The following is a 26,542-nucleotide window of genomic DNA, read 5'->3' as shown; positions in this document are numbered from 1 at the left end:
CCGGCGGCGTCATGGCCGTGCCGACCGCGCGCCGTGCTGGCGGTCGATGCGCATGCCGGGGGTCGCGGTGACCATGCAGGCCTGCCGGTTGGCGATGCCGTCGATCTCGGCGAGGCAGTCGAAGCAGACGCCCATCAGGCAGAGCGGGCCGCGGGCACTGCCGGTGACCGCCGTTTCGCGGAAGGCGATGTGGCCAGCGACCAGCATGGCGGCGGCGGCCGAGGCGCCTTCCGGCACCATGACGGGGGTACCTTCGACGAGCACCTCGACGGTGGCGGGGCGAGCGTCAGGCCGCGTTCTGAACATCGAAGCGCTTTGCTGAGAAGGGAGCGAGGAGAGGGTCGAGCGCGCCGGCGGCGATCATCGGCGCCAGCATGCGGGCATGGGCGCCGGCCAGCGTCACGCCGGAATGGCAATTGGCGGTGAAGGCGCCGGGGAAGCGGTCGGACTGGTCGTAGATGGGCAGGCCATCGGGGGCCATGACGCGCAAGGCGGACCAGGCGCGCACGATGTTGAGCTCGGCGATCCAGGGGAAGCTGCGCACGGCGCGTTCGGCGATGGTGGCCATGACCGGCGGTTGCTGGCTGAGGTCGAAGCCGGCTTCCTCCTGGCTCTCGCCGAGCATAATGCTGCCTTCGCCGGTCTGGCGGATGCTGGTGGTGGGCATCGGCAGGATGGTGCGCGCGCGTTCGGTCACCAGCACCTGGCCCTTTTGCGGACGGACCGGCGCGTTCAGGCCAAACAGGGGCGCGAGCTCGGCGTTGCCGAGGCCGGCGGCGAGCACGATGCGTGGCGCGGTGAAGGTGCCCGCGGCGGTCTCGACGCGGAAGTCGTTCGGCGCGGCCGTCCCTGACGTAACCTTGGCGTTGGGGATGTAGGCGCCACCGGCCTCGGTGAAGACGCGGTGCAGCGATTGCAGCAGGGCCAGCGGGCTGACATGGCCGTCATAGGGCGTGAAGGAACCGCCGACGACGGTGGGGCCGAGGCCGGGCAGCATGTCGCGCAGTTCATGGGAGCGGATCATGCGGTAGTCGAAGCCGAAATTGCCGGCCTCGGCGCGCATCTGTTCCATGCGGCGGCTGCGGTCTTCGAACTCGGCCTCGGTGAGGCAGAGGCCGATGCCGCCAGGTTGTAGCAGCGAAAGGTTGAGGCCGGTGCGGGCGGTCAGGTCCTGCGCGAGGTCGGGCCAGGCGGCGGCGGAGTTGCGCGTCCATTGCTGGTACCAGGGGGCGCCGAGGCCTTTCGACTGCACCCAGACCAGGCCGAAATTGCCGCGCGAGGCGCGGAAGGCGATGTCGCCTTCATCGAGCAGGACAGTGTCGAGCCCCTGGTCGCGCAGGCCATGGGCGATGGCGGCACCCACCAGGCCGCCGCCGATGACGATGGCGTCGCTGGCCCGCGCGGTCATGCGGCGGCGCGCCGTGGCAGGGTGACGATGCCGGGCAGTGCCGCGACGCGTGCCACCCAGGCGGCGACGCCGGGCCAGCGGGCGAGGTCGAAGCCGCCTTCGTCGGCGACATGGGTGTAGGCGAAGAGGGCGAGGTCGGCGATGGTCGGGCCGGCATCGGTCAGCCAGTCATGCGAGGCGAGGCGATGTTCCATGGCGTCGAGCGCCTTCGCGCCAGCCGCGTCGCAATTCGCGAGGCGTTCGGCATTGGCCGCGGCGGTGCCGAGATAGGTGCGGATGTTGCGGGCGACGGCGATGTAGGGCTCGTGGCTGTATTGTTCGAAGAACAGCCATTCCATGACGCGGGTGCGTGGCAGGCCCGGTGGCGGCAGCCAGGGGGTGCCCTCGGCGACATGGGCGAGGATGGCGTTGGATTCGACCAGCACCGTGCCGTCGTCGAGTTCCAGCACCGGCACCTTGCCGAAGGGGTTGCGGCGCAGGAAGCCAGGCGTGCGGGTCTCGCCGCCATTGGTGTCGACCTCGACCCAGCGGAAGGGTTGCCCGGTGAGGCGCAGGATCTGCGTCACCTTCCAGCAATTGCCGGAGGGCCTCATGCCATAGACGGTTGCCATGGCGCGACGGTAGCGCCGGTTCGGCGGTGGCGTCATCCCTCCTCGCCGGCGAATTGGCGGATGCGGCGGATCAGTTCGCGCGTCGCGGGGGCGGCCTCGCCGCGGCGGAAGGCGGCGACGATGTCGGCGAGGATCGGCGCGCCACGCAGCGGGCGGTAGGTGACGCCGGGCAAGGCCAGGGTACGGCAGAGGCTCTCGGGCACCACCGCAACGCCGAGGCCGAGGGCGACCAGCGTCGCCACCGCGATGAGGTCCCGGCCGCGATGGGCGAGGCGCGGGGCGAAGCCGCCGCGTTGGGCGACCGCCAACGTGTGGTGGTGGAAGCTCATGCCGGCTTCGAGGTCGGGGATGATGAAGGGTTCGCCGGCCAGCGCGGCGGCGGAGATGGTCTCTTCCGCGATCAGCGGGTGGTCGGGCGGCAGGGCGATGAAGATGGGCTCACGCCGCAGCCGGGCGGTGACGATGCCGGGCGGGGTGGTGACCGGGGCGCGGACGAAGGCGATGTCGAGGCGGCCTTCGGCGAGGGCCTCGATCTGCGGGGCGGATTCCATTTCGTGGAGGTGGAGTTCGACCTCGGGGTGTTCGCGGCGCCAGGCGGCGACGGCCTGGGCGAGCACACCCGACAGCGCGGCCGAGCCGCCGAAGCCGATTTCGATGATGCCGCGGGCGCCGCGACCGGCCAGGCGGGCGACCTGTTCGGCGCGGTCGAGTTGCGCGAGGGCGGGGCGCAATTCGTCGAGGAAGAGCTTGCCGGCGTCGCTGAGCGCCACCGAGCGTTTGGAGCGGATGAACAGCCGCGCGCCGAGGCGGCGTTCGAGTTCCTGGACCTGTTCGGTCAGGGAGGGTGGCGAGAGGCCGAGGGATTCGGCGGCGCGGGCGAAATGCAGGGTTTCGGCGACGGCGACGAAGGCGCGGAGAAGGCGGAGCTCCATGGGCGGGAGTGTAGCGCGATCATTCGGTTTGGCCGAATTATTTTGCGCTGCAACATGAATGACTCGGTCATTATTACTGCCCTAAATTGCGGCATGCGGTCGATGCGGCCGCCAAGACTGCCCAGGGAAACGGCGTCCAGCCTATTTGAGGATCAGTCGTGCCATGAGCAGCAGCGTCATCGGTTCCGTCACCCTGCCCGCGCCTGCCGGCGCGGCGACACCGTATATCGAGCGCGGCACACCGGATTTCCTGCGCATCAGCATCGCGCTGTTTTGCGCCGGCATCGCCACCTTCACCCTATTGTATTGCGTGCAGCCGATGCTGCCGGTGTTCTCGCGCGATTTCGGCATCAGCGCAGCGCAGGCGAGCCTGGCGATCTCGCTGCCTTCGATCGCGCTGGCCTTCGGCACGCTGGTCGCCTCCGCGCTGTCGGAGAGCTTCGGGCGCAAGCCGTTGATGGTGGGGTCGGTCTTCGCCTCGGCCGGCCTGACCTTCGTCTCGGCGCTGGCGCCGAACTGGGAGGTGTTCCTGCTGCTGCGGACCTTGCAGGGGCTGGCGCTGGCCGGGCTGCCGGCGGCGGCGATCGCCTATCTGGCGGAGGAGGTGCATCCGCGCTCGATCGGGCTGGCGACGGGGCTGTACATCAGCGGCAATGCGCTGGGCGGGATGGCTGGGCGGGTCGGCGCCGGGGTGCTGACGGAATTCGTCTCCTGGCATGTGGCGCTGGCCGGGATGGGGCTGCTGGGGTTGCTGACGGCCGTGGTGTTCGTGATGGCGCTGCGGCAGTCGCGGCATTTCAAGCCGCGCGAGCTGCGGCTCGGCAGTCTGGTGCAGGGCTTCGTGACGCATCTGCGCGAGCCGGGGCTGCGCATGCTGTTCATCGCCGGCGTGCTGATGATGGGTGGCTTCGTGACCATGTACAATTACATCGGCTACCGGCTGATGTCGCCGGAGATAGGCCTGTCGCCGGGCCTCGCGGGGATGGTCTACTCGGTCTACCTGGTGGGCATCGTCGCTTCGGCCAGCATTGGCTCGCTGGCGGACCGGCTCGGGCGGGCGCGCATCTTCTGGATGAACATCGTGGTGATCCTGGTCGGGCTGGGGCTGTCGCTGCTGCCTTCCGTGTTTGGGGCGGTGGCGGGGTTGGCGTTGCTGACGCTCGGCTTCTTCGGGGCGCACGCGATCGCTAATGCCTGGGTCGGGCGGCGGGCGCTGCAGGCCAAGGCGCAGGCGGCCTCGCTGTATCTGTTCGCCTGCTATGGTGGGTCGGGCGTGCTCGGGACGGTCGGTGGCTGGGTGCTGAGCGGCTGGGGCTGGGCGGGGGTGGTCGGGCTGATCGCCACCTGCATGGTGGCGGCGCTGGCGCTCGGGCTGCGGCTGTCGCGGCTGAAGCCGCTGGCGCAGCCGGTGGGGTGAGCCTGCCTCGGATGCCCGCGCGCCCATCCGTGAACCTTACCGAGGTGCCGCGCATCGTTGCGGCGCGGGCTGACGACGGTCTGGGCTCACCCGGTGATCCCGGCCGGATGCGAGACGTCGCGCCGAGTGCATCAGGGCCGGGACGAAGGTTGACCTGATCGCCCGCCGGCGCGAGCCTCGCCGCCTCGCCTGCCGGAGATCCCCATGAGCCCGCTCGACGCCCCGCGTGACCCGCGCAACAGCGACCTGGAAGCCGCGTTGATCGAGGCGCGCGAAGCCTATGCCACCGCCCGCCCGACCAGCGCCGCGATCCACGCCAAGGCGCGCGAGGTGATGCCCGGCGGCAATACCCGCACCGTGCTGTTCTACACCCCCTTCCCCACCGCCATGGTGCGTGGCGAGGGTGCCCGCGTGTGGGATGCCGATGGACGCGACTATCTCGATTTGTGCGGCGAATACACCGCCGGGCTGTTCGGCCATTCCGAGACGCGCATCCTCGATGCGGTGAAGGCGGCCATGGACCGTGGCGTGAACCTCGCCGCGGTGGGCGAGAATGAGGGCAAATTCGCCGCCCTGCTGTGTGCGCGGTTTCCCTCGGTGGACCAGCTACGCTTCACCAATTCGGGCACCGAGGCGAACATCATGGCGCTGGCCGGGGCGCGCGGCTTCACCGGGCGGACCGAGGTGCTCGCCTTTCGTGGTGGGTATCATGGGGGTGTTTTCACCTTCCCGGTCGGCGTGCCGATCTCGCCGGTGAATTTGCCGATCCCGCTGCGTTTCGCCGATTACAATGACGTGGCCGGTGCGGTCGCGGCGGTGCGCGAGGCGGGCGACAAGCTCGCCGCCGTCATCGTCGAGCCGATGCAAGGGTCGGGCGGCTGCATCCCGGCGACGCGCGAATTCCTGCAGGCGTTGCGGGACGTGACGAAGGAGACCGGCGCGCTGCTGATCTTCGACGAGGTGATGACCAGCCGGCACGGCTTCGGCGGCTTGCAGCAGCGGCTGGGCATCACGCCGGACATGACGACCTTCGGGAAGTACATGGCGGGTGGCATGTCCTTCGGCGCCTTTGGCGGGCGGCGCGAGGTGATGGCGGTGTTCGACGGGCACAAGCCGGGCGCGATGCCACATGCCGGCACCTTCAACAACAATGTGCTGTCGATGGCCGCGGGTTGCGTCGCGATGGGCGAGATCTTCGACGAGGCGGCCGCTGAGGCGCTGTTCGCCCGTGGCGAGGCGCTGCGCGAGGCGTGCAACGCGGTCTGCGCGAAGCATGGTGTGACGATGCATTTCACCGGCATCGGCTCGATGATGAACCCGCATTTCCGGCCCGGCCCGATCACCGCGCCCTACAAGTCGAGCGCGGCGGAGGAGCAGATGCGCGAGCTGTTCTTCTTCGACATGCTCGCGGCCGGGATGTACCTCGCGCGACGTGGCATGGTGGCGCTGATGCTGCCGGTCACCGATGCGGATTGCGCGCGCTTCGTCGCGGCGGTCGAGGAATTCTGCGCGGCGCGCAAGCCGGTGCTGAGCCCGGCCTGAGACGACCCGAGCGGTTGGCGTTCGACTGTGCTCGCGCAGGCCGCTCCGGGATCTCGTCCGCGCAGGCGTCGTCAACCGCCTGGGCGATGCCGCTCGGGCGGGACCAGCCTTACCAGTGCAGTCCGGCGGGCTGCTTGTATTCGCGGGCGTGCGCGGAATCGACGGGCGCCCTTGGCACGTTGAGGATCTTGCCCCAACTGCCCGGACCGTCATCGTCGATGTGCCCGGTCTCGGGGTCGGCCTGTGGTTCGGGCGACGGGTCGAAGCGCCAGATCCAACCATCCATCGTGCAGACATAGCCGGGGATGCGGCGCGTGGTTGAGAGGCGGTAGTCGCCACCTTCGAACTTGTCCCATTCGAAGTGCCAGCCGTTCATCTCGGTGAGCGGATGGGTGTGGTACCAGGCGAGCGGCCTCTGCGTCGCGGGCAGGCCGAGATTGACCTCATTCTGCCCGACATAGACGGTGTTCGCCGATGTGGTGGCGCTGAGTGGGCCGTTGGCGCGGATCTCGCCCGAGGCGGTGTCGAGGTAGATGACGCCGCCATATTCCTTCTGCTCCTTCACCGACCAGGCGATGATGTGCCGCAGCAGGAAGATCGCCGCCGCTTCGACGCGCGCACCCTCCTTGGTGGTCGCCTTCGGCTGGTGGAATTCGGCATCGGCATCGGACACGGCAGGACCTCGCCCGGTTGGAGCATCTCCCGGTCAGGCGGAATCACCTGACCGGGTGACGATGCTCGCTGAAACACTAACCTGGACCGGATTCCGTGAGCCTGGGGCGAACAGAAGCCGGTCTAGCGCCCGCCGCCCACCGGCAGGCACGCTCCGGTGATGTATGACGAGGCCGCGGAGGCGAGGAAATGAATCGCTTCAGCGACCTCCTCCGCCCGGCCGGCGCGGCCGAGCGGCACCCCTGGCGACAGCCGGGCCAGACGGTCAGGCTGGCCGGAGGCGGCGTGGATCTCGGTCTCGATCAGGCCGGGATTGACGGCGTTGACGCGGACGCCTTCGGCGGCCACCTCACGCGCCAGGCCGATGGTCAGCGTATCCACCGCGCCCTTGCTGGCGGCGTAGTGGATCCATTCGCCGCCCGAGCCGATCTCCGAGGCGCGGGAGGAGACGTTGACGATGATGCCGCCCTTGCCGCCACGCTTCGTCGACATGCGCCGCACCGCCTCGCGGCAATGCAGGGCGAGGCCGATGACGTTGGGGGTGAAGACCGAGGACCAGTCTTCCAGCGTCGTTTCGGCAAGCAGGCGCTTCGGGCCGGTGATGCCGGCATTGTTCACCAGCACGTCGAGATGGCCGAACACCTCGTCGGCACGGTTGAAGGCGGCGAGGATGTCGCTCTCCTCCCCCGCGTCGCCCTGCAGCAGGATGACGCGGGCGCCGGCGGCCTCGCAGGCGCGGGCGGTGGCCTCGGCGCGGTCGGTGGCGGAGCGGTAGGTCAGCAGCAGGTCGTAGCCGCGTTGCGCGGCCATCAATGCGGTGGCCGCGCCGATGCCGCGCGTGCCGCCTGTCACCATCATCACGGGTCGAGCCATGGGATCCTCCGGTGTTTGCTTGCGGGCATTGTTGCGGAAGCGGGTGCGGCTGTCAGCCTTGCCCATGCGTCGCACGCGGGCGAGCATCGCCGCAGTCGAGGAGACACCGCATGGCCCTGCCCGCCCCGCAATCCTATTCGCCCGAGAGCTTCCGCCCGCTGACCTTCCATGATGCGGTGCCGGCCTTCCTCACCGGTGACGATACGCCGCGCGCCTATCTCGAACGCTGCCTCGCGACGATCGCGGACGTCGAGCCGCAGGTGATGGCCTTCGCGCACTTGAACGAGGCGGGCGCGCGGGAGGCGGCCGATGCATCCACCGCGCGCCACCGGGTCGGCGTGCCGCTTTCGCCGATCGATGGGATGCCTGTCGGCATCAAGGACCTGATCGAGACGCGCGACATGCCGACCGAGATGGGCAGCGCCTTCTACAAGGGGAACCGGCCGGGGCGGGATTCCGCGTTGGTGCAGGCGCTGCGCGCGGCGGGGGCGGTGATTGTCGGCAAGACGGTGACGACGGAACTCGGCATGTCGCATCCGGGACCGACGCGCCATCCGTTCGACCTGCGGCGCACGCCGGGTGGGTCGTCCTCCGGCTCGGGGGCGGTGATCAGCGCGCGAATGCTGCCGGTGGCGATCGGCACGCAGGTGTTGGGCAGCGTGATCCGGCCGGCCTCGTTCAATGCGAATTGGGCGCTGAAGCCGACCCAGGGCGCGCTGAACCGGGGCGAGCGGCAGGGATTCAGCCAGTCCACCGTCGGCATCCATGCCGGTTGCGCGGAGGATATGTGGGCGGTGGCGGTGGAGATCGCCAAGCGGGTCGGTGGCGATCCAGGCGCGCCGGGGCTGTATTTTACGGGGGAGACGCCTCCGCCGGCCTTCAAGCCGCGGCGGCTCGCGGTGTTGGAGACGGAGGGGTGGCCGCTGGCCGAGCCTGGCGCGGTGGCGGCCTTCGAGAAGGCGCTGGAGGCGTTGCGCGAACAGGGTGTCGCGATCATCCGGCGCGGTGACCATCCGCTGCTAGAGGCGCTGGAGCAGCGGGTAATGGGGGCAATGGGGCTGGCGACGGATGTCTGCGCCTATGAGAGCGCCTGGTCGGTGGCGAACATGATGGCGAAGAACCCCGATGCGCTGTCGGAGAGTTTGAAGGCGCGGTTCGAACTCGGCTGTTCGGTCACGCTGCCGCAGTATCGGATGCGGCTGTTGCAGCGCGAGGAGATGCGGCGCGCACAGGCCGCGCTGGCCGGCGAGGTCGATGGCTTCATCGGGCTCCCCGCCTGCGGGCCGGCGCCCTTGCCGGGGGATACCGGCGGGTCGACCAACCGCATCCTGCACACCACGGGCAATCCCATCATGAACACGGCGAGTTCCGGCCTGGGCTGCCCGGTGGTGACGGTGCCGCGCATGGCGGTGGGCGGCATGCCGCTCGGCATCGCCATCACCACCCAGCCTCATCAGGATGAACGGGCTACCGCGATTGCGCGCTGGATCGCCGACGCCGTTCCGCCGATCATGCTGTGAAGACCTGACGGAGGAAACCATGAGCGAGATTGTCGTCACCGACGATGCCGGGCTGCGCACCATCCGCATCAACCGGCCCGAGAAGAAGAATGCGCTGACCGGGGCGATGTATGACGCGATGGGCGCGGCGCTGCAGGACGCGACGCTGACACCGGCCGTGCGCGCGGTGCTGATCACCGGCGGCGATGCCTGTTTCACCTCGGGCAATGATGTCGGGGATTTCAAGTCGCGCGGCGGGCAGCCTGCCGAGGTTCCTTCGCCTGCGCGCGGTTTCCTCGCGGCGCTGCGCGAATGCCCCAAGCCGGTGGTCGCGGCGGTGGCCGGGTATGCGGTGGGCATCGGCACCACGCTGCTGCTGCATTGCGACTTCGTCTATGCGGCGGAGAATGCGGTGTTCCGCATGCCCTTCGTCGATCTCGGCCTGTGCCCGGAAGGTGGGTCGTCACTGCTGATCCCGCAGCGGGGCGGGCAGCTGCTGGCCAATGAGTTGCTGATGATGGCCGAGGCCTTCACGCCGGCGACGGCGCTTCGCGCGGGCATCGTCAATGCGGTGGTGCCGAATGGCGAGTTGCTGGCCACCGCCGAGGCGGTCGCGCGCAAGCTCGCCGCCAAGCCGCCGGGGGCGATGGCGACGACCAAGCGCCTGTTGCGCCAGGCGGGCGAGGCGCAGCTTTCGGCGCATATGACGGAGGAATTCGCCCGCTTCGGCGCGTTGCTGCGCGGGCCGGAAGCGGCCGAGGCGGTGGCCGCCTTCCAGGAGAAACGCAAGCCGGACTTCACGCGATTCCTCGCGGCGGAGTAAGCACGACGGCATCATGGCGGCCAAGTCAGGCTGCAAAGGAGGAACGCAGAATGAAAGTCACACGATGGATCGCCGGCCTTGCTGCCGCGATCGCGATCGGCGCCGGCGCGCCGGCCATGGCCGGTACGACACTCGATGGCATCAAGAGCCGCGGCATCCTGGCCTGCGGCGTCAATGTCGGCGTGGCCGGCTTCTCCCTGCCGGACAGCCAGGGCGTCTGGCGCGGCATGGATGCCGATCTGTGCCGCGCCGTCGCGGCCGCCGTGCTGGGCGACCCGAACAAGGTGCGCTTCGTGCCGCTGACCGCGGTGCAGCGCTTCACCGCGCTGCAATCGGGCGAGATCGACGTGCTGATCCGCCAGACCACGCTGTCGATGACGCGCGACACGACGCTCGGGCTGCGGCTGACCATCGCCAACCTGTATGACGGCCACGGCTTCATGGTGCGGCGGGATGCGAATATCCGCGACCCGAAGGAAATGGACGGCATGACCATCTGCCTGTCCCCCGGCACGACGAATGAGCTGGTGACGACCGACTGGTTCCGCTCGAACAACATCCAGTTCACCCCGGTGCTGCAGGAACGCATGCAGGACAATGCGCTCTCGCTCCAGGCCGGCCGCTGCGACGCGATCGGCACGGATGCGACGCAGCTTGCCGCCCTGCGCAGCCAGTTCTCCCGGCCGGATGATTTCGTGATCCTGCCGCAGCGTTTCTCGAAGGAGCCCTATGGGCCGGTCGTGCGGCGCGACGACCAGGAATGGTTCGACGTGATCCGCTGGACGATCTCGGCACTGATCAATGCCGAGGAACTTGGCGTGACCAGCCAGAATGCCGAGGAGATGCGCCGCACCAGCACCAATCCGGAAATCCGGCGCCTGCTGGGCGTGGATCCGCTGCTGGGCAATGCGCTGAAGCTCGATACGAACTGGGCCTACAACGCGATCCGCGCGGTGGGGAACTATGGCGAGCTGTTCGACCGCACCATCGGGCCGAACACGCCGATCGGGCTGGAGCGTGGGCTGAACCGGCTGTGGACCGATGGCGGGCTGATGTATTCCTGGCCGATGCGCTGAACCGGAGGGGGCGGGCGCGCTGCCCGCCCCACCCCTTCACAGGCGGTAGGCCTGGCGGGCCAGCAGCGCCCAGGTGGCACCCGGCTTCTGCCACACCTGCAACACGCCGATCCGCACCGGACTGACCTGGCCCTGCGGGTTCACCGTCTCGCCCACGAACAGGTGGCGCACGATGGCGGTAGTGCCGACCATGCCGATGGTCTGGTCGCTCAGCTCGATCTTGCGGAAGGCGCTGGCGCGGGAGAGTAGGTTGTCCACGAATTGCTGACGGTTCTCGATGCGGCCGGCGGAGTGGCCGTAGCTGAGTTGCTCGGCGGTCAGAGCAAGAAGCTTCTCGCGATCCACATCCAACATGGCCTTGGTCAGCGCCTCAACCGCGCTGGCGACGGCGGCCTGATCCTGGGCCGACGCCTCGCCCGAGACGAGGGCGAAGCCAGTCAGCGCGGCCGCGCCGGCGAGCACGTCACGACGATGTCCTGATGGCATGGTTTCCTCCAACTTCTTTTGGGTTCTGGCATTGCGTTCTGACGCGCGGGGGCAGCCTAGGGCAGATCCCGATCAGGTGAAATCAACTGATCGGGTGGAGATGCTCGCCAAAACAGTCGTCTCAGAGAGGCCTCCGTGACCCGAAGCGAACGGAAGCCGCTCCAGCGACGGCCACAGCCACGGTCCACGAGTAGTGATTGGCCGCGCTTCTCTTTTCGGTTGCGCGGCTTCGCGAGCAGGTCGATCCTTCGCGCCAGCCGGCACAGACCGGTATGCAGGAGGAAGCGACCGATGGAATTCGGCTATTTCACCATGCCATCCCACCCGCCCGAGCGTGGCCTGAAGGCGGGCCATGACTGGGATCTGCAGGTCCTGCGGTGGCTCGATGAGATGGGCTACTCGGAAGCCTGGATCGGTGAGCACCATACCGCGCCGTGGGAGCCGCATCCCTCGCCCGACCTGCTGATCGCGCAGGCGCTGTTGCAGACCAAGAATCTGCGCATCGGGCCGGGCGGGTTCCTGCTGCCCTATCACCACCCGGCGGAGCTCGCGAACCGCGTGGCGATGTTGGACCACCTGTCGGAAGGGCGGTTGAATTTCGGCATCGCGGCGTCGGGGCTGCCGTCGGATTGGGCGATGTTCAACGTCGATGGCATGTCGGGGCAGAACCGCGACATGACGCGCGAGGCCCTCGATATCATCCTGAAGATGTGGACCGAGGACGGGCCTTGGCACCATGAGGGCAAGTATTGGAAGGTCGACAAGCCGGACACGATGTTCGGGTTCCTGAAGCCGCACATCAAGCCGTTGCAGGCGCCGCATCCGCCGATCGGCGTCGCGGGCCTGTCGAAGAATTCGGACACGTTGAAGCTGGCGGGCGAACGCGGCTACCTGCCGATGTCGCTCAACCTCAATCCGGCCTATGTGAAGAGCCATTGGGACAGCGTGGAAACCGGCGCGCGCAAATCCGGCCGCATCCCCTGGCGCGGAGATTGGCGCCTAGTACGCGAGATTTTCGTCGCCGAGACGGATGAGGAAGCTTGGCGCCTCTCCGTCGGGTCGCATATGGGGCGGATGATGCGGGAGTACTTCCTCCAGCTGCTCGCGCAGTTCGGCTTCAAGGACTACCTGAAGCATGAACCGGACGTGCCGGATTCAGACGTCACGGTCGAATACTGCGCCAAGCACAACTGGATCATCGGCAGCCCGAAGACCGTCGCCGAGAAGATCGAGCGCATCTACGAGGACGTCGGCGGCTTCGGGCAATTGCTGGTGTTCGGCTTCGACTATGTCGAGAACCCGGAGGCGTGGAAGACGTCGCTCGGCCTGTTGCAGTCGGAAGTGCTGCCGCGGGTGAAGCATCTGGTGCCGCCGCGGCAGGCCTCGCTGGCGGCCGCGCAATAGGCGGCGGGCGGGGCGCGTGCGGCGCGCCCCGCCACCGTCAGCGGGTGCATTCGTAGAGGGTGTAGCCGCGGATATTGAGGCCGGCGCCGGCGTGGTAGACTTGGTCGAGGGTGTCGATCACCTCGCCGCCGATCAGCCCGGCATCGTCGATGGTGAAGAAGCCGGTGTTCGGGTCGAAATAGCGTGGCCGCAGCCCGCTGTAGCCATTGCAGTAGGAAACGCCGACGACATGGCCCCAGATGCCGTGCGCCTCGCCGGCATTGCCGTCTCCGTCGATCGCCAGCATCACGACATCGCCGGCCGCCATGGATTGCAGCCGCTGGCGGCACATCAGCGCCGAGGGCGTGTCGAGCACGCGGGTGACCGTCATGCCTTCGCGCCGCCCGGCCTGCGGGATGAAGCGGGCGGAGGCGTCGGCGATGGTCTGGTGGAAGGCCGGATAGGTCTGGTGCCGGCCGACATCGAACCAGGTGTAGTCATAGGCGCGCTGGAATGAGAGGACGCGCTGCCATCCGGGCCCGCTCTGGTCGAAGAGCGGGCCGAGCAGATGCGCCGGGTCGTTGCCCGACACGTAGCCCTTGGCCCATTCGAAGACGAGCGCCATGCAGATGCCGCCCTGGAGCAGGCGGTCGATAACACCGCCGAGCCAGAAATCCTGATTGATGCCATGGCCGAAGCCGGCGTCGGGTTGCATGATCTGCTCCTTGCATCGCTTCTCAGGCGATGAATCCCGGCGCGAAATGAAGCACCCGCATCGGTGATGGCGCAAGCGCGGCGCCGGACACAGTCGCGGGAGGAGGAGGATCGGATGAGCGGAGCGAGCCTGCACCAATGGCCCGCCCAGGGCCGCGTCTATCACGGCGCCGCCCTGGCCGAGGCGCTGCCGCGCGAGACCGCCGATGCCGCGCGCATCGTGCTGGTCACGACACGCTCGCTCGCCCATGGCGCGCTGGTCGCTTCGGCTAAGGCGGCGATCGGCGAACGGCTGGTTGGCGTCTTCGCCGCCATGCGCGCGCATAGCCCGGTCGAGGACGTGCTCGCGCTGGCGGCGCTGATGCGCGAGCAGGAAGCCGACCTCATCGTCGCGCTTGGCGGTGGGTCGGTGATCGATGGGTCGAAGGTGGCGTGCCTGGCGGTCTGGCGCGGCATCACCGAGGCGGGTTCGCTGATCGGCGCGGCGGCGTCGCGTGGGGCGGCGCCGGCGTTCTGGGATGGGGCGGCGCCCAGCCCGCGCATCGTCGCGGTGCCGACCACGCTCTCGGCGGCCGAATTCGCGCCCAATGCGGGCTACACGGATATCGCGGCGGGGCGGAAGTATCGCGCGCTCGACCCGTGGATGGTGCCGCGGGCCGTGATCCTCGATCCGGCGGCGACGCTGGAGACGCCGGCGGAGTTGCTGTTGTCGTCAGGCATCCGGGCGCTCGACCATGCGGCGGAACGCTGGTGTTCGACGCAGCCGCGGGCCTTCTCGGATGCGGTGTCGCGCCAGGCCATGGTGATGCTGGCCGAGGGGCTGCCGCGGGTGAAGCGGCACCCGGAGGACCTCGCCGCGCGCACGCTGTGCCAGGAGGCGATGTGGCTGTCGGTGATGGGCGGCTGGGCCGGCGTGCCGGTGGGGGCGAGCCATGGGCTCGGCTACATCCTGGGGGCGGCGCGCGGCGTGCCGCACGGCATCACGTCATGCCTGATGCTGCATGCGGTGATGCGATGGAACGCACCGGTGAATGAGCATCGCCAGCGCGACCTCGCGCATCTGTTCGGCGGCGAGGAAGCGGGGGCGGCGATCGAGGCCTTCGTGCGCGGCCTCGGCCTGCCGACGCGGTTGTCGGAGCGGGGCATCACGGCCGCGGAAATCCCGGGGCTCGCCGCGCGGTGGACCGGGGATGCGCCGATCGCGACCAATCCGCGGCCGATCCGCACTGCGGCCGATCTGGAGGCGATTCTGGCGCTCGCGCTGTGACGCGATGCCGCTATCGTCGCGGACGACATGACGGAGATGGCGCGCGATGCATATGGTCCTGGTGATGCTGGGTGGCGTGCTACTGCTCGGCGTGTTCGTGCTGTTCGGTTGGCTGTGGGGGCATGGGTTCACGGGCTCGGCGACCGGCGCGCAGGCTTTCGTGGCGGCATGGCTGCTGGTGGCGCTCGTGAACATGTGGGTGGGCGTGGCGCGGGCCGGCTACACGGTGATGCAGGAGTTGCCCATCCTGCTGGTGAATTTCGCGGTGCCGGCGGCCATTGCGATGCTGGTGGCCTGGCAGATGCCGCGCGGCTGACGCGGCGCCTGCGAGCATGGCGTGGCTGACGGAGCCGCGCGGCACTGCGATCTGCTTCACAGCGGGAGCGCGGCGTTTGATGCAGAGTCGGATCGGCCGAGCATGGCCGACCCGAAAAGGCAGCGCCGATGACCGCGATGACCAGCTTCACCGACAAGCACAATCGCACCTACAAGACCTATCGGCAGAAGACGCAGGTGACCTGCGGGCCGGCCTGCTGCCTGATCATGTGGGCGAATGTCTATCACGCCGACCCGATCGCCGATGAGGGTGGGGTGATCGCGCTGTCGCAGGCCTATCCGAAGCCGTGGAACCATTCGACCGGGGCGGAGATCAACAACCTCTCGGGCGTGTTGCGCAGCATGGCGGTGCCGAACCAGGTGGAGACCTTCGCCAGCACGGGCGACCTGCGCAGCGCGCTTCATCGGCGCGTGCATTTCGGCAAGCCTGCGCTGGCCTTTGCCGAATGGGAGGTGGATGCCACGGTGGTCGGGCATTTCGTCGTCGTCGGCTATGCCGATGCGCGGGCGGATGAATGGACGATCCTGGACCCGATGAACGGTTCGCAGGAGACGACGGGCATCCCAGCCTATTATCCGGTGACAGACGATGCCGACCCGCCGGTGCTGCGCTTCACGGGCGCGGTGGTCTTCGCGCTGTAGAGCGTGGTGCGGTCACCGTCGTTCGCGCGCCAGGCTCCCGCCGATTGCGCGTGATTCAGGCCGCGGCGTTCGCGGCAGCAACCATCCCACATTAGAAGCGTTCCGCGCGGAACGGCGCGAAGTCGAAATTGGGCCGTTCGCCGGCGATCGCCGCGCCGAGCAATGCCCCGGTCGGCGCCGAGCCGGTCAGGCCGAGATGGCCATGGCCGAAGGCGCACCAGATGCCCTGCCAGTCGCGCAACGGGCCGAGCACCGGCACGCTGTCGGGCAGGCAGGGGCGATGGCCCATCCAGGTCTTGCCGCCTTCGGTGCGTGCATCGGGGAAGACGGCGCGCAAGTCACCGAGCAGCAGTTGCGCGCGGGCTTCGTTGGGCGGGGCGTCGAGGCCGGCGATCTCGACCGAGCCGGCGACGCGCAGGCCCTCCTCCATCGGCGAGATGAATACCTTGCGGTCGGCCGGCGAGAGCACGCGGCCGGGCGTGACACCGGCATCGGGCAGCATGACGTGGTAGCCGCGCTGGGTTTCGAGCGGCACCTTGATGCCGAGCGGGGCCAGCAGCCGCGCCGACCAAGCGCCGGCGGCGAGCACCACCTGGTCGGCCGGGATGTCGCCGTCATCCGTCACCACGGCGGCGACGCGGCGACCCTCGGTGCGGATGGCGCGGACCTCGGCCTCGCGGACCTCGCCGCCCTGGCGGCGGATACCGGAGGCGACGACCTCGGTCAGGCGGGCGGGATTCACGCAGGAGCCGTGGTCGGGCAGGTAGATGGCGCGGGTATAGGCGGGCGAGACCGCGGGTTCGAGAGCGGCGAGCGCGGCGCGGTCGAGCACTTCCATGCGCAGGCCGTGGCGACGGCGCAGCTCGAGCGAGGCAGCGTCCTTCGCCATCTGCGCGTCGTCGCGATAGAGGTACATCTGGCCGGCTTCGCGGATGAGGTCGGTGGCGCCCTCGGCGAGCAGGATTTCCTTGTGGCGGTCGAGCGTGCCGAAGAACAGCGAGCCCAGCGCGTTCGCCGCCGCCTCGACCTGCGCGGTGCGCGCCGAGGCGACGAAGCGCAGCAGCCAGGGCGCCGCCTTCAGCCAGTAGCGCAGCGGGATGTGCAGTGCGCCGGCCGGATCCATCATCATCTTCGGCACCTGGCGCAGCACGCCCGGCATGGCGAGCGGGGCGACCGAGCCATGGCTGATCGCCCCGGCATTGCCCGATGACGCGGCATGCGGCTGGCGGGCGTCGAGCACCAGCGGGCGCATTCCGCGCTTCGCGAGATGCCAGGCCACGCAAAGACCGACGATGCCGCCGCCGATGACGACGACGCGTGGCTGTTCAGAATCAGTGTTCATGGTCGCCATGCTGCCCCGGCGCACGCCGTGGCGAAAGCCCGGTCCTCGTTGACGGCCGGGCGGTACCGTCGCAGGCTTTCGCCCAATCAAAACGAGGAACGTTCCGATGCGGATCACCCCGAACAATGCCGGGCTTGGGGCGCGCGTGGAGGGGATCGACCTTTCCCGCAGCCTGTCGCCGGATGATTTCAGGACCGTGCTGCGCGCGCTCGGCCAGTATGGCGTGCTGTGCTTTCCGGGCCAGGACCTCGATGCCGCGGCGCTGTCCGCCTTCGGGTCCCGCTTCGGCGAGTTGGAGGTCAACGTCGCCAACCTGTTCCACGCCGAGGGCCACCCCGAGGTGATGCACCTGTCCAACATGAAGGACGAGGCGGGCAAGCCGATCGGCCTGTCGGATGCCGGCCAGGGCTGGCACACCGACATGTCCTATTCGAAGGAGATCGCGCTGGCCAACGTGCTGCATGCCAAGCGCGTGCCGCGGCGCGATGGGCGCGCGATCGGCTGCACGCAGTTCCGCAACATGCATGCGGCCTATGACGAGTTGCCGGCGGAGGTGAAGCAGCGGATCGAGGGCCGCACCGCGATACATGACTTCGCGAAGTTCTGGGACATGATGCGCATCCGCCCCGGTTCCATCCGCGGGCCGCTGACGCCCGAACAGCGCGCGAAGAAGCCGCCGGTCTCGCAGCCGATGGTGCGGGTGCATCCGATAACCGGCAAGCGCGTGCTGTACTGCAATTCAGGCTATGCGATGTTCGTCGAGGGCATGGATCGCGCGGAGAGCGACGCGCTGCTCGACTATCTGTTCCGCCACCAGGCGCAGGAGAAGTTCTTCCACGAGCATGAGTGGAACGAAGGCGACGTTCTGATGTGGGACAACATCGGCACGCTGCACAATGCGGTTGCCGATTACGGGCCGGATGAACCGCGCTTCATCCTGCGCGTGCAGGTGATGGCGAACCTCGATTACGCGGCGCTGGCGGCATGAAGCTCGTCACGGTCGAAGGGCCCATGCTGGGCGGGCTGGTGGGCGATGACGTCGTGCTGTTGCGCCCTGCCCTGTCGGCGGCGATGCGCGCGGCGGGCGAGGCCGACACCGCCGGGGCAGTGATCTCGAATGACATGGTCGCGCTGATCGCCGATGAAGCGGCGATGGTCTCGGCCGGACGGGCGCTGGCCTTCGCCGCGCGGGCGGAGAGTGCGGCGCTGCGTGCGCCGGTCGCCTCGGTGCGGCTGCTCGCGCCGCTGAAGCCGGGGAAAATCCTCGGCGTCGGGCGCAACTATGGCGACCATGCGAAGGAGGTCGGCGGGCCGAAGCTGGAGATTCCGCGCATCTTCATGAAACCCGCCTCCTCCGTCGTCGGCCCTGGTGCGGTGGTGCGCATTCCGCCGACGGTGACGAAGCCGGATTGGGAAGCGGAACTCGCCGTCGTCATCGGCAAGCGGGCGAGCAACGTCAGTGAAGGCGTCGCCCTCGATTACGTTGCCGGCTACACCGTGCTCGACGATGTCAGCGCGCGGGAATTCCAGTTCGACGTGCCGCTGCCGATGACCTCCTTCGCCAAGGGCATGGACGGGTTCTGCCCGATGGGGCCGTGCCTGGCGACGGCCGATGAGGTGGGCGAGCCCTGGGCGCTCGACATCCGGTGCTGGCTGAACGGTGAGGAAGTGCAGCATGGCAATACCCGGGACCTGATCTTTCCCGTCGCCACGCTGATTGCCTTCCTGTCGCGCTACATGGCGCTGGAGCCAGGCGACGTGATCGCCACCGGCACGCCGGCCGGCGTCGGGCATTTCCGCGACCCGCCGCGCTACCTGAAGCCGGGCGACCGGCTGCGGATGGAGGTCGAACGCGTCGGCGTCCTTGAACACAGCATCGCATAACAACAGGGGGAAACGACCATGATCCGCAGGATGCTTCTGAGCGCCGCCTTGGCGCTGGGCGCGCTGCCGGCGCTCGCGCAGCCGCGTGCGCCGGGCACCGATTATCCGAACCGGCCGGTGCGCATCGTTGTCGCGCTCGCGCCGGGCGGCAATGCCGACATCAATGCGCGGCTGGTGGCGACAGGGCTGTCGCAGCGGCTCGGCCAGCAATTCGTGGTGGAGAACCGGCCATCCGGCGGCGGCACCGTGGCGTTCGAGACGGTCGCGCAGACGCCGCCCGACGGCTATACGCTGCTGGTCGGCGCCCTTGGGTCGCATACGCTGAATGTCGGGCTCTATGGCAGCCGCCTGCGGGTGCATCCGCTGACCGGGGTCGATCACATCACTATCTCGAGCCATTCGGCGATCGTGCTGGTGGTGAACAACAATTTCCCGGCGCGGACCCTAGCGGAGTTCCGCGCGCAGGTGGCGGAGAATCCAGGGCGCTTCGACTATGGCTCCTCCGGCAACGGCACCACCGGGCATATCGCGGCGGCGCTGATGCTGCACCTGATGAACGTGCAGGCGCAGCATGTTCCCTATCGCGGTTCGGCCGCCGCCTTCCAGGACCTGCTGGCGGGGCGGACCGCCTTCCAGGCGGACACCATCTCCTTCGTCACCGAGCCGATCCGCTCCGGCCAGGTGCGCGGGCTGGTGATCGCAACGCCCGAACGCTCGCCGATGATCCCCGATGTGCCGACCTCGGCCGAAGCCGGGCTGCCGGATTTCCAGGCGACGACCTGGACGCCGTGGTCCACCACGCTCGGCACGCCGATGGTGATCCGCCAGTTCCTCTATGAACAGATCGCCGAGGTGCTGAAGACGCCCGAGGTACTCGACCGGCTGGTGGCGCTGGGGAACACCATCCCCGAGGGCATGACGCCCGATGCGACGCGCGCCTTCATCGCGTCGGAGATCGACAAATGGGTGCCGGTGGTGCGTGCGACCGGCGCGCGGGTGGACTGAACGCCGGCGACGAATTCGCTTGATCCCTGCCAGCGCGACAGGCGACCTTCCGATTTCGGAACGAAGGGGGCGTGGCGCGATGGCGGAGGATCTGACCGAGCGCAATCGCGGCCGCGTCAGGGAGATCTACGCGGCCTATCTGCGGGGCGACATGGGCTTCCTGATGGACGCCCTGACCGATGACATATGTTGGGCATCGGGCGGCGACGAGGCGGCGGCACCATGGTGCGGGCAGCGCCGTGGCCGCGCGGCGGTGCAGGAATACTTCGCCGCGCTGGCCGGCGAATGCGAGATCATCGATTACCGCATCGGCCAGGTGATCGCCGATGGTGACTGGGTCGCGGTGACCGCGACGCTGCGGGCGCGATACCATCACAGCGGCGCGGAGCGACAGATTGAGAAGGTGGATGTGATCCAACTGCGCGACGGGCAGGTCTGCGACTTCCGCGAATACTACGATGCCTCGCAGATGGCCGCCGACCTTCGGCGTTGAGGCAGGGCGCCTTACGGGCGCAGATCGAACCGATAGACCTTGCTGACGATCTTCCAGCCCTCGGCGGTCTTGAGGAAGACAAGGTAGTCGGTGAAGTAGCGCGGCGGCAGCTGGCAGGCGACCTTGGCCACAGCGCATTCCGGGCCGGACTGGTCGATCATCAGGATGCGGTCGGCTCGGGTGAGGCCATTGGCCTTCGCGCCGGGGCGGCTGCGCACCATGGCGAACCATTCCTCGCGCGGCAGGTCCTGCACCACGCCGTCCTTGTCCCAATAGAGATGCGAACAAGGGTGGAAGGCGGATGCGAGTTTGTCCGTGTCGCCTTCATAGAGACCCTCGAAATAGGTCTGCAGCACGGCTTCGATGGCGGCGATGTCGCTGGCGGGCATGGGTGCCTCCCGGTTCGTGTCGGCCGATCATTGCCCGGATCAGGCCGCCGTCACAGAGGGGACGACCGCCCCGTTTACAGCGGGCCGCCGACGAGGCATGTCATTGTACAATCGAGGGAGGAAACACCATGACGATCTCGCGCCGCACCTTGCTGCTCGCCGCCGGAAGCCTGGCGCTGCCCGCACCGCTGCTGGCGCAGTCGGCTGCCTGGCCGTCGCGCCCGGTACGCGTGATCGTCCCCTATGCCGCGAGCGGCGGCACCGACATCCTCACCCGCGCGCTGGGCGAGGCGCTGCGTCCGACCCTGCCGCAGCCCTTCGTCGTCGAGAACCGTGCCGGGGCGGCCGGCGTGATCGGGTCGGAGGTGGTGGCGCATGCCGAACCGGATGGGCACACGCTGCTGGTGGTGGTCTCGACCCATGTGATGAACCGCTACCACCTGCCCTCCCTGCCCTATGACCCGATCCGCGACTTCACGCCGATCGCGATGCTGTCGCGCAACACGATGGTGCTGGCCGCCGGTGCCAACCAGCCTTTCGACAGCCTGCGCGGCATGATCGAATACGCCCGCGCCAATCCGGGCCGCGTCGGCGCCGGCAGCACCGAGGCGCTGTCTTCCTTCGTCGGGCAGGAGCTGGCGCGGCGTGCGGGCGTCGAGATACCCGATGTCGCCTATCGGTCGGGCGGTCAGTTGATGAACGATATCGTCGCCGGGCACCTCCCCACCGGCTGGACCAGCACGGTGAGCGCGGCGCCGCACATGCAGACCGGGCGCGTGCGCATCCTCGCCGTCTCGACCGCGCAGCGTTCGGCCTTCTTCCCCGATGTGCCGACCGCCGCCGAGCAGGGCGTGACCGAGTTCGACCTGTCGGGCTGGGTGGCGATGCTTGCGCCGCCGCGCATGGATCCCGCGCTCGCCGCGACGATTGCCGGCACGGTTCAGCGCGCCTTCGAGGACCCGGCCTTCCAGCAGCGCATCGTGACGCTCGGCGTCGAGCGTGACTTCCGCCCCGCCCCCGCGCTGCTCGAAGCGATGCAGCGCGACGACCGCATCTGGGCCGCCGCCGCGCAGGCCGGCCACATCCGCCCGCAGCAATAGGAGCCACATCGATGGCCAATCCCGCCCTTCGCCAGGCGTTCGAGCAGAAGAAGTTCATCGTCGCCCCCGGCATCTTCGACATGATCTCGGCCAAGGTCGCCGATGGCATGGGGTTCGACTGCCTCTACGGCACCGGCTTCGGCACGGTGGCGTCGCATCTGGGTGTCGCCGATGCGGGCATCGCCACCTATGCCGACATGGTCGCCCGCATGGGACAGATGGCGCGCGGCGTGAAGACGCCGATGATCGCCGACGCCGATACCGGCTATGGCGGGCTGCTGAACGTCCGCCACACGGTGATGGGGTATGAGGCGGCCGGCATCTCGGGCATCCAGCTCGAGGACCAGGAGACGCCGAAGAAGTGCGGCCACACGCCGGGCCGCCGCGTCATCCCGGCCGAGGAGATGGTGCTGAAGATCAAGGTCGCGGCCGAGGCGCGCACCAGCCCCGATTTCCTCATCGTCGCGCGCACCGACGCGCGCACCACGCTGGGGCTGGAGGAAGCGATCCGGCGCGGGCTGATGTTCGGCGATGCCGGCGCCGACATCGTTTTCATCGAGAGCCCGGAGAGCGAGGAGGAGATGCGCGCCATCGGCCGCGCCATTGCCAAGCCGCTGCTGGCCAACATGGTCGAGGGCGGCCGCACGCCGATCCTGCCGGCGGAGACGCTGAAGCAGATCGGCTATGCTATCGCGATCTATCCGGCGGTCGGCTTCCTTGCTGTCGCGGCGGCGCTGGAGCGCGTCTATGGCCATCTGAAGCAGCAAGGCGACAGCATCGCGCTGGGCGAATCCTATGGCTTCAAGCGCATGACCGAGCTGATGGGATTCCCCGAGGTGTGGGAGTTTGAGAAACGCTGGGCCCAGCCGGACGCCGCCGAATGAGCGCGTTTCCGGGCGTCAAGGCGCTGGTGTTCGACACCTTCGGCACCGTCGTGGACTGGCGCAATGGCATCGCGCGCGACGCCAAGGTCTTCCTCGCGCGGCATGGCCGCGCTGATATCGACCCGCATGGCTTCGCCGATGCCTGGCGCAAGCGGTATCAGCCGGCGATGGAGGCGGTGCGCTCCGGCCGCCGGCCGTTCACGCGGCTCGATGTCCTGCATCGGGAGAACCTCGACGCGCTGCTGGGCGAATATGGGATCACGGCCGAGGAAGCCGAGCTCGACTGGCTGAACCGCGCCTGGCATCGGCTCGACCCCTGGCCGGATGCCATCCCCGGGCTGCTGCGGATGCGGCCGAGGCATTTCCTCGCGCCACTGTCGAACGGCAACATCCTGCTGCTGGCGAATATGGCCAAGCGCGCGGGCATCCCTTGGGACGCGATCCTCGGCGCGGAGGCCGCCCAGGCCTACAAGCCGCAGCCGGAGGCCTACACGCGCACAGCCGAGATCCTCGGGTTGGCGCCGGGCGAGGTCGCGCTGGTCGCGGCGCATAATGGGGATTTGGCGGCGGCGCGGCGGGCAGGGTTGAAGACCGCCTTCGTGCTGCGGCCGACCGAGCATGGGCCGGACCAGACGACGGACACGCGCGCCGAACAGGATTGGGAGGCGGTGGCGTCGTCGTTCGAGGCGTTGGCCGACCAGCTGGGTTGCTGAGGGGAGGCGGAGAGGGGTCCGGCCCCTCCCCCCGCTACAGACCGCCGATCGGAGCAGTCGCGGCGTTGGCCTTTGTCTCGACAGCGCGGGCACGCATCGTGACGGCAAGCTATGATGGCGGACCCGATTCCGCCTGGAGGCGTTTGATCATGGCCGGCCACGACAAGCATCCGAACGGACCCGGTCGGCGCGAATTGCTGGGTACCGGTGCGACATTGGTGGGCACCCAGCTGATGGCAGGCGCCGCGACGGTGGCCGAGGCGAATGCCGCCGGTGATCCAGCGGCCGGCCCGGTCCCACCGTCGGTGCCGCCCAGTGGCTACAATATCCTGTTCATCCTGGTCGACCAGGAACACTTCTTCGACCGATGGCCGTTCCCGGTGCCAGGCCGGGAGTGGATCAAGCAGAACGGTGTGAGCTTCCTCAACCATCAGGCCGCTTCCTGCGTCTGCTCACCGGCGCGCTCGACGATCTATACGGGCCAGCACATCCAGCACACCAGGATCTTCGACAACGCGAATTCGCCGTGGCAGGCCGACATGGCGACCGAGGTCGAGACCATCGGGCATCGCCTGGCCAGGCTCGGCTACCACGCCGCCTATCAGGGCAAGTGGCACCTCAGCGTGAACCTCGACATCGTCGAGGCCGCGGTGGAGGCGCCGATGGCGGCATATCGCCGCGTCATCGAAAGCTACGGCTTCCAGGACTACTTCGGCTTCGGCGACGTCACAGACACGACGCTCGGCGGCTACAACTACGACGAGGCGACGACCGCCTTCGCGACACGTTGGCTGCGCACCAAGGCGGTGGAGCTGAAGCAGGCGGGCACGCCTTGGTACCTGGCCGTCAACTTCGTCAATCCGCATGACGTCATGTACGTCAATTCCGACCTGCCGGGGCAGGTGGTGCAGGGCCGGCAGTCGGCGATGGGCATTGCGCCGCCGCCGCAGGATGAGCTCTATCGGGCAATCTGGGACGACGTGCCGCTGCCGCCCACCCGCAGCCAGTCCTTCGACGTGCCGGGCCGGCCGGCGGCCCAGAAGATCTACCAGTCTGTGCAGGATGTGCTGGTCGGGCAGTGGCCGGACGAGGACCGGCGCTGGCGCGTGCTGCGCAACTACTACTTCAACTGCATCCGCGACTGCGACCGGCAGGTGGTCGCCGTGCTCGACGCCCTGCGCGCGAGCGGGCAGGCTGACCGCACGATTGTCGTCTTCACCGCCGACCATGGCGAACTCGGCGGCGCCCACCAGATGCGGGGCAAGGGGAACAGCACCTATCGCGAGCAGAACCATCTGCCGCTGATGATCGTCCATCCCGCTTATCCCGGTGGCGTCTCCTGCGCGGCGGTGACGTCGCAGATCGACCTCGCGCCGACGCTGCTCGCGCTGACGGGGGCCGCGCCGGCGTCTCGCGGCGCCGCGGCGGCGGGACTGCCCGGCCGCGACTTCTCCGGGCTGCTGCGCGCGCCGCGGGGCGCCGGCTTCGATGCGCTGCGACCGGCCGCGCTGTTCAACTACAACATGCTGCTGTTCCAGGACGCCAAATGGATCACGCGGGCGGAACCGGTGATCCACGACAAGACCATGTCGCCCGCGCAGAAGGCGGCCTGGATGGCGCGCTACGAGCCCGACTTCCACCAGCGCTGCGCGATCCGCAGCGTGTTCGACGGGCGGTACAGGTTCAGCCGCTACTTCTCGCCGCTCGACTTCAATACGCCGACGAGCTTCGACGAACTCGTCGGCAGGAATGATCTCGAACTGTACGACCTGCAGGCCGACCCGTTCGAGACGAACAACCTTGCCCATGCGGGTTTGCCGCCGCGCGACCTCATCATGACGATGAACGCGACGATGAATGCCCGCATCGCCGAGGAGGTCGGCGACGATGATGGCGCCTTCCTGCCCCTGCGCGACGGCCGGTGGGTGCTGCCACCGGCCAGCGAGCGGTAACGGGCGGCGGTCCAGCCAGCCCTGGGCGGTCAGCTTGAACGAGGGAAGCGCGCCTCCTATTCCGCCCGGATATTCCCCTCCCGGATCACCGGCGTCCATTTCGCCACGTCACCGGCGATCAGCGCGGCGAATTCCGCCGGCGTGCCAGCGATGACCTCGGCTGCCTGGCGCGTCTCCAACGTGGACTTCACCTCCGGATTGGTGACGATCGCGCGGAAGACGGCATTGATGCGATCAGCCAGGGCGGCGTCCATGCCGGCCGGGCCCTCGATGCCGTGCCAGGTCATCGCCTCGAAGCCGGGATAGGTGGCGGACACCGCGGGCACGCCAGGCAGGGCCGGCACCGGCCGCGCCGTGCCGATGGCCAGCGCGCGCGCCTTTTCCTCGCGGATGAAGGGCAATGCCGTCGAGACCGAGGGGAAGGTGAATTCCGTCTCGCCGGCGAGCAGGCTGCGCAGCACGTCCGACCCGCTGCGGTAATGCACCGCGGTGAACTTCACGCCGGCCCGCCGCGCCAGCAGTTCCGCCGCCAGATGGCTGACATGGCCCACACCGGGCGAGGCATAGGTGATGCCATCCGGCCGGCTGCGCGCGAGGGCGACCAGGTCGGTCAGGGTGCGGACCGAGGATTCCGTGCGCACGATGACGACGATCGGCAGGTTCACCAGATGGATGATCGGCGTGAAGGCGGTGACCGGATCATAGGCGAGGCCAGGCTGGAGGATCTTGCCGATCGCATTGGCGCCGAGGTCGGCCATCATCAGCGTCGCGCCATCCGGACGGCTCTGCGCAACGACCTGGCCGGCGATGGTGCCGCCCGCGCCGGAGCGGTTCTCAACCACCAGCGTCTGGCCATTGGCGGCCGGCCCGAAGGCGTTGGCGACGATGCGCGACAGCGTGTCGACCGCGCCGCCGGCACCGAAGGGGACGACGAGGCGCACCTGGCTGCCCGGCCAGGCGGATTGCGCGCGGGCGATGGCAGGGGCGGCGAGGCCAAGGGCAATCGGCCCCAAGGCACGGCGGTGCAGCAGGATGGTCATGATACTGGTTCCCTCCCCGGGATGTTTCGTCCGTCATCGACGGCGCCGGCCCCTGCTGT

Annotated in this window: 28 protein-coding genes; 17 read left to right on the top strand and 11 right to left on the bottom strand. The window is 68.7% G+C overall.

The window, feature by feature from the left end; all coding sequences use genetic code 11:
• Positions 1 to 9: 9 nt before the first annotated feature.
• Genes IEY36_RS08200 through IEY36_RS08185 form a run of 4 tightly spaced genes read right to left on the bottom strand, consistent with a single transcriptional unit; the run spans position 10 to position 2,951 of the window.
• Complete coding sequence (locus IEY36_RS08200; RefSeq protein ID WP_188966547.1) at positions 10 to 306, bottom strand: (2Fe-2S)-binding protein; 297 nt, start codon at positions 304 to 306, stop codon at positions 10 to 12.
• Positions 287 to 1,408, bottom strand: coding sequence for an NAD(P)/FAD-dependent oxidoreductase (locus IEY36_RS08195; protein WP_188966546.1), 1,122 nt, complete (start codon positions 1,406 to 1,408; stop codon positions 287 to 289). Before IEY36_RS08195 ends, IEY36_RS08200 begins: the two co-directional genes overlap by 20 nt.
• Positions 1,405 to 2,055, bottom strand: coding sequence for a glutathione S-transferase family protein (locus tag IEY36_RS08190; RefSeq protein WP_229681205.1), 651 nt, complete (start codon positions 2,053 to 2,055; stop codon positions 1,405 to 1,407). The genes IEY36_RS08195 and IEY36_RS08190 overlap by 4 nt, the downstream gene beginning before the upstream one ends.
• Complete coding sequence (locus IEY36_RS08185) at positions 2,052 to 2,951, bottom strand: LysR substrate-binding domain-containing protein (protein WP_188966545.1); 900 nt, start codon at positions 2,949 to 2,951, stop codon at positions 2,052 to 2,054. The genes IEY36_RS08190 and IEY36_RS08185 overlap by 4 nt, the downstream gene beginning before the upstream one ends.
• 163 nt (positions 2,952 to 3,114) lie before the next feature.
• Here IEY36_RS08185 and IEY36_RS08180 point away from each other — a divergent pair, with 163 nt between their 5' ends.
• Both IEY36_RS08180 and IEY36_RS08175 read left to right on the top strand, forming a co-directional pair.
• The gene (locus tag IEY36_RS08180) at positions 3,115 to 4,368 is read left to right on the top strand and encodes an MFS transporter (protein WP_188966544.1); all 1,254 of its coding nucleotides are present in this window, start codon (positions 3,115 to 3,117) and stop codon (positions 4,366 to 4,368) included.
• 204 nt (positions 4,369 to 4,572) lie between these two features.
• A complete protein-coding gene (locus IEY36_RS08175; RefSeq protein WP_188966543.1) occupies positions 4,573 to 5,910 on the top strand; it encodes an aspartate aminotransferase family protein in 1,338 nt (445 codons plus the stop codon).
• 109 nt (positions 5,911 to 6,019) lie between these two features.
• Here IEY36_RS08175 and IEY36_RS08170 read toward each other — a convergent pair whose 3' ends face one another.
• Together IEY36_RS08170 and IEY36_RS08165 are read right to left on the bottom strand one after the other, a co-directional pair.
• On the bottom strand, positions 6,020 to 6,583 hold the full coding sequence (locus tag IEY36_RS08170) for a DUF4329 domain-containing protein (RefSeq protein WP_188966542.1): 564 nt from the start codon (positions 6,581 to 6,583) through the stop codon (positions 6,020 to 6,022).
• Positions 6,584 to 6,705: 122 nt separating this feature from the next.
• Positions 6,706 to 7,455, bottom strand: a complete 750-nt coding sequence (locus tag IEY36_RS08165) for an SDR family oxidoreductase (protein ID WP_188966541.1) — start codon at positions 7,453 to 7,455, stop codon at positions 6,706 to 6,708.
• A 110-nt stretch (positions 7,456 to 7,565) separates the two neighbouring features.
• Between IEY36_RS08165 and IEY36_RS08160 the strand changes: the two genes are divergently transcribed.
• The 3 genes from IEY36_RS08160 to IEY36_RS08150 are packed head-to-tail and all read left to right on the top strand — an operon-like array spanning position 7,566 to position 10,853.
• Positions 7,566 to 8,975 carry an amidase gene (locus IEY36_RS08160; RefSeq protein ID WP_188966540.1) on the top strand — a complete coding sequence of 470 codons (1,410 nt, stop codon included), beginning with the start codon at positions 7,566 to 7,568 and terminating at the stop codon, positions 8,973 to 8,975.
• A gap of 19 nt (positions 8,976 to 8,994) precedes the next feature.
• On the top strand, positions 8,995 to 9,777 hold the full coding sequence (locus tag IEY36_RS08155) for an enoyl-CoA hydratase (RefSeq protein ID WP_188966539.1): 783 nt from the start codon (positions 8,995 to 8,997) through the stop codon (positions 9,775 to 9,777).
• Between the two features lie 50 nt (positions 9,778 to 9,827).
• On the top strand, positions 9,828 to 10,853 hold the full coding sequence (locus IEY36_RS08150) for an amino acid ABC transporter substrate-binding protein (protein WP_188966538.1): 1,026 nt from the start codon (positions 9,828 to 9,830) through the stop codon (positions 10,851 to 10,853).
• 36 nt (positions 10,854 to 10,889) lie between these two features.
• Here IEY36_RS08150 and IEY36_RS08145 read toward each other — a convergent pair whose 3' ends face one another.
• On the bottom strand, positions 10,890 to 11,339 hold the full coding sequence (locus IEY36_RS08145) for a nuclear transport factor 2 family protein (protein ID WP_188966537.1): 450 nt from the start codon (positions 11,337 to 11,339) through the stop codon (positions 10,890 to 10,892).
• Between the two features lie 291 nt (positions 11,340 to 11,630).
• Here IEY36_RS08145 and IEY36_RS08140 point away from each other — a divergent pair, with 291 nt between their 5' ends.
• Positions 11,631 to 12,743 (top strand): LLM class flavin-dependent oxidoreductase, encoded by a 1,113-nt coding sequence (locus IEY36_RS08140; RefSeq protein ID WP_188966536.1) that lies wholly within the window; start codon positions 11,631 to 11,633, stop codon positions 12,741 to 12,743.
• Between the two features lie 37 nt (positions 12,744 to 12,780).
• Here IEY36_RS08140 and IEY36_RS08135 read toward each other — a convergent pair whose 3' ends face one another.
• Complete coding sequence (locus IEY36_RS08135) at positions 12,781 to 13,437, bottom strand: hypothetical protein (protein WP_188966535.1); 657 nt, start codon at positions 13,435 to 13,437, stop codon at positions 12,781 to 12,783.
• A gap of 114 nt (positions 13,438 to 13,551) precedes the next feature.
• Here IEY36_RS08135 and IEY36_RS08130 point away from each other — a divergent pair, with 114 nt between their 5' ends.
• From IEY36_RS08130 to IEY36_RS08120, 3 genes are all read left to right on the top strand, one after another.
• Positions 13,552 to 14,703, top strand: coding sequence for an iron-containing alcohol dehydrogenase (locus IEY36_RS08130; protein ID WP_188966534.1), 1,152 nt, complete (start codon positions 13,552 to 13,554; stop codon positions 14,701 to 14,703).
• A gap of 46 nt (positions 14,704 to 14,749) precedes the next feature.
• Positions 14,750 to 15,019 (top strand): hypothetical protein, encoded by a 270-nt coding sequence (locus IEY36_RS08125; RefSeq protein WP_188966533.1) that lies wholly within the window; start codon positions 14,750 to 14,752, stop codon positions 15,017 to 15,019.
• Positions 15,020 to 15,147: 128 nt separating this feature from the next.
• Positions 15,148 to 15,681, top strand: coding sequence for a hypothetical protein (locus IEY36_RS08120; protein WP_188966532.1), 534 nt, complete (start codon positions 15,148 to 15,150; stop codon positions 15,679 to 15,681).
• Between the two features lie 91 nt (positions 15,682 to 15,772).
• On the opposite strand, the gene IEY36_RS08115 is transcribed toward IEY36_RS08120, so the two are convergent.
• Positions 15,773 to 17,023: an NAD(P)/FAD-dependent oxidoreductase gene (locus tag IEY36_RS08115; RefSeq protein ID WP_188966531.1), complete on the bottom strand. Its 1,251-nt coding sequence runs from the start codon at positions 17,021 to 17,023 to the stop codon at positions 15,773 to 15,775.
• Positions 17,024 to 17,129: 106 nt separating this feature from the next.
• Here IEY36_RS08115 and IEY36_RS08110 point away from each other — a divergent pair, with 106 nt between their 5' ends.
• From IEY36_RS08110 to IEY36_RS08095, 4 genes are all read left to right on the top strand, one after another.
• A complete protein-coding gene (locus tag IEY36_RS08110; RefSeq protein WP_188966530.1) occupies positions 17,130 to 18,011 on the top strand; it encodes a TauD/TfdA dioxygenase family protein in 882 nt (293 codons plus the stop codon).
• Positions 18,008 to 18,907 (top strand): fumarylacetoacetate hydrolase family protein, encoded by a 900-nt coding sequence (locus tag IEY36_RS08105; RefSeq protein WP_188966529.1) that lies wholly within the window; start codon positions 18,008 to 18,010, stop codon positions 18,905 to 18,907. The genes IEY36_RS08110 and IEY36_RS08105 overlap by 4 nt, the downstream gene beginning before the upstream one ends.
• Before the next feature lie 18 nt (positions 18,908 to 18,925).
• Positions 18,926 to 19,912, top strand: a complete 987-nt coding sequence (locus tag IEY36_RS08100; RefSeq protein WP_188966528.1) for a Bug family tripartite tricarboxylate transporter substrate binding protein — start codon at positions 18,926 to 18,928, stop codon at positions 19,910 to 19,912.
• Positions 19,913 to 19,991: 79 nt separating this feature from the next.
• On the top strand, positions 19,992 to 20,405 hold the full coding sequence (locus IEY36_RS08095; protein WP_188966527.1) for a nuclear transport factor 2 family protein: 414 nt from the start codon (positions 19,992 to 19,994) through the stop codon (positions 20,403 to 20,405).
• A gap of 11 nt (positions 20,406 to 20,416) precedes the next feature.
• Here IEY36_RS08095 and IEY36_RS08090 read toward each other — a convergent pair whose 3' ends face one another.
• Positions 20,417 to 20,794, bottom strand: coding sequence for a nuclear transport factor 2 family protein (locus IEY36_RS08090; protein WP_188966526.1), 378 nt, complete (start codon positions 20,792 to 20,794; stop codon positions 20,417 to 20,419).
• A 128-nt stretch (positions 20,795 to 20,922) separates the two neighbouring features.
• Between IEY36_RS08090 and IEY36_RS08085 the strand changes: the two genes are divergently transcribed.
• The 4 genes from IEY36_RS08085 to IEY36_RS08070 all read left to right on the top strand — a co-directional run bounded on the left by IEY36_RS08085 (position 20,923) and on the right by IEY36_RS08070 (position 25,443).
• Positions 20,923 to 21,894, top strand: a complete 972-nt coding sequence (locus tag IEY36_RS08085; RefSeq protein WP_188966525.1) for a Bug family tripartite tricarboxylate transporter substrate binding protein — start codon at positions 20,923 to 20,925, stop codon at positions 21,892 to 21,894.
• An 11-nt stretch (positions 21,895 to 21,905) separates the two neighbouring features.
• The gene (locus IEY36_RS08080; RefSeq protein WP_188966524.1) at positions 21,906 to 22,778 is read left to right on the top strand and encodes an isocitrate lyase/PEP mutase family protein; all 873 of its coding nucleotides are present in this window, start codon (positions 21,906 to 21,908) and stop codon (positions 22,776 to 22,778) included.
• Positions 22,775 to 23,491, top strand: coding sequence for a haloacid dehalogenase type II (locus IEY36_RS08075; RefSeq protein WP_188966523.1), 717 nt, complete (start codon positions 22,775 to 22,777; stop codon positions 23,489 to 23,491). Before IEY36_RS08080 ends, IEY36_RS08075 begins: the two co-directional genes overlap by 4 nt.
• 149 nt (positions 23,492 to 23,640) lie before the next feature.
• Positions 23,641 to 25,443, top strand: a complete 1,803-nt coding sequence (locus IEY36_RS08070; protein ID WP_188966522.1) for a sulfatase-like hydrolase/transferase — start codon at positions 23,641 to 23,643, stop codon at positions 25,441 to 25,443.
• Between the two features lie 56 nt (positions 25,444 to 25,499).
• Here the strand turns inward: IEY36_RS08070 and IEY36_RS08065 are convergent, their stop codons facing one another.
• Positions 25,500 to 26,483 carry a Bug family tripartite tricarboxylate transporter substrate binding protein gene (locus IEY36_RS08065; RefSeq protein ID WP_188966521.1) on the bottom strand — a complete coding sequence of 328 codons (984 nt, stop codon included), beginning with the start codon at positions 26,481 to 26,483 and terminating at the stop codon, positions 25,500 to 25,502.
• Between the last annotated feature and the right edge of the window lie 59 nt (positions 26,484 to 26,542).

Origin of the sequence: Neoroseomonas lacus (assembly GCF_014644535.1) — a bacterium.
GTDB lineage: Bacteria > Pseudomonadota > Alphaproteobacteria > Acetobacterales > Acetobacteraceae > Neoroseomonas > Neoroseomonas lacus.
Note: the sequence above shows the minus strand (reverse complement) of the source record. Positions and strands in the feature narration are given on the sequence as shown.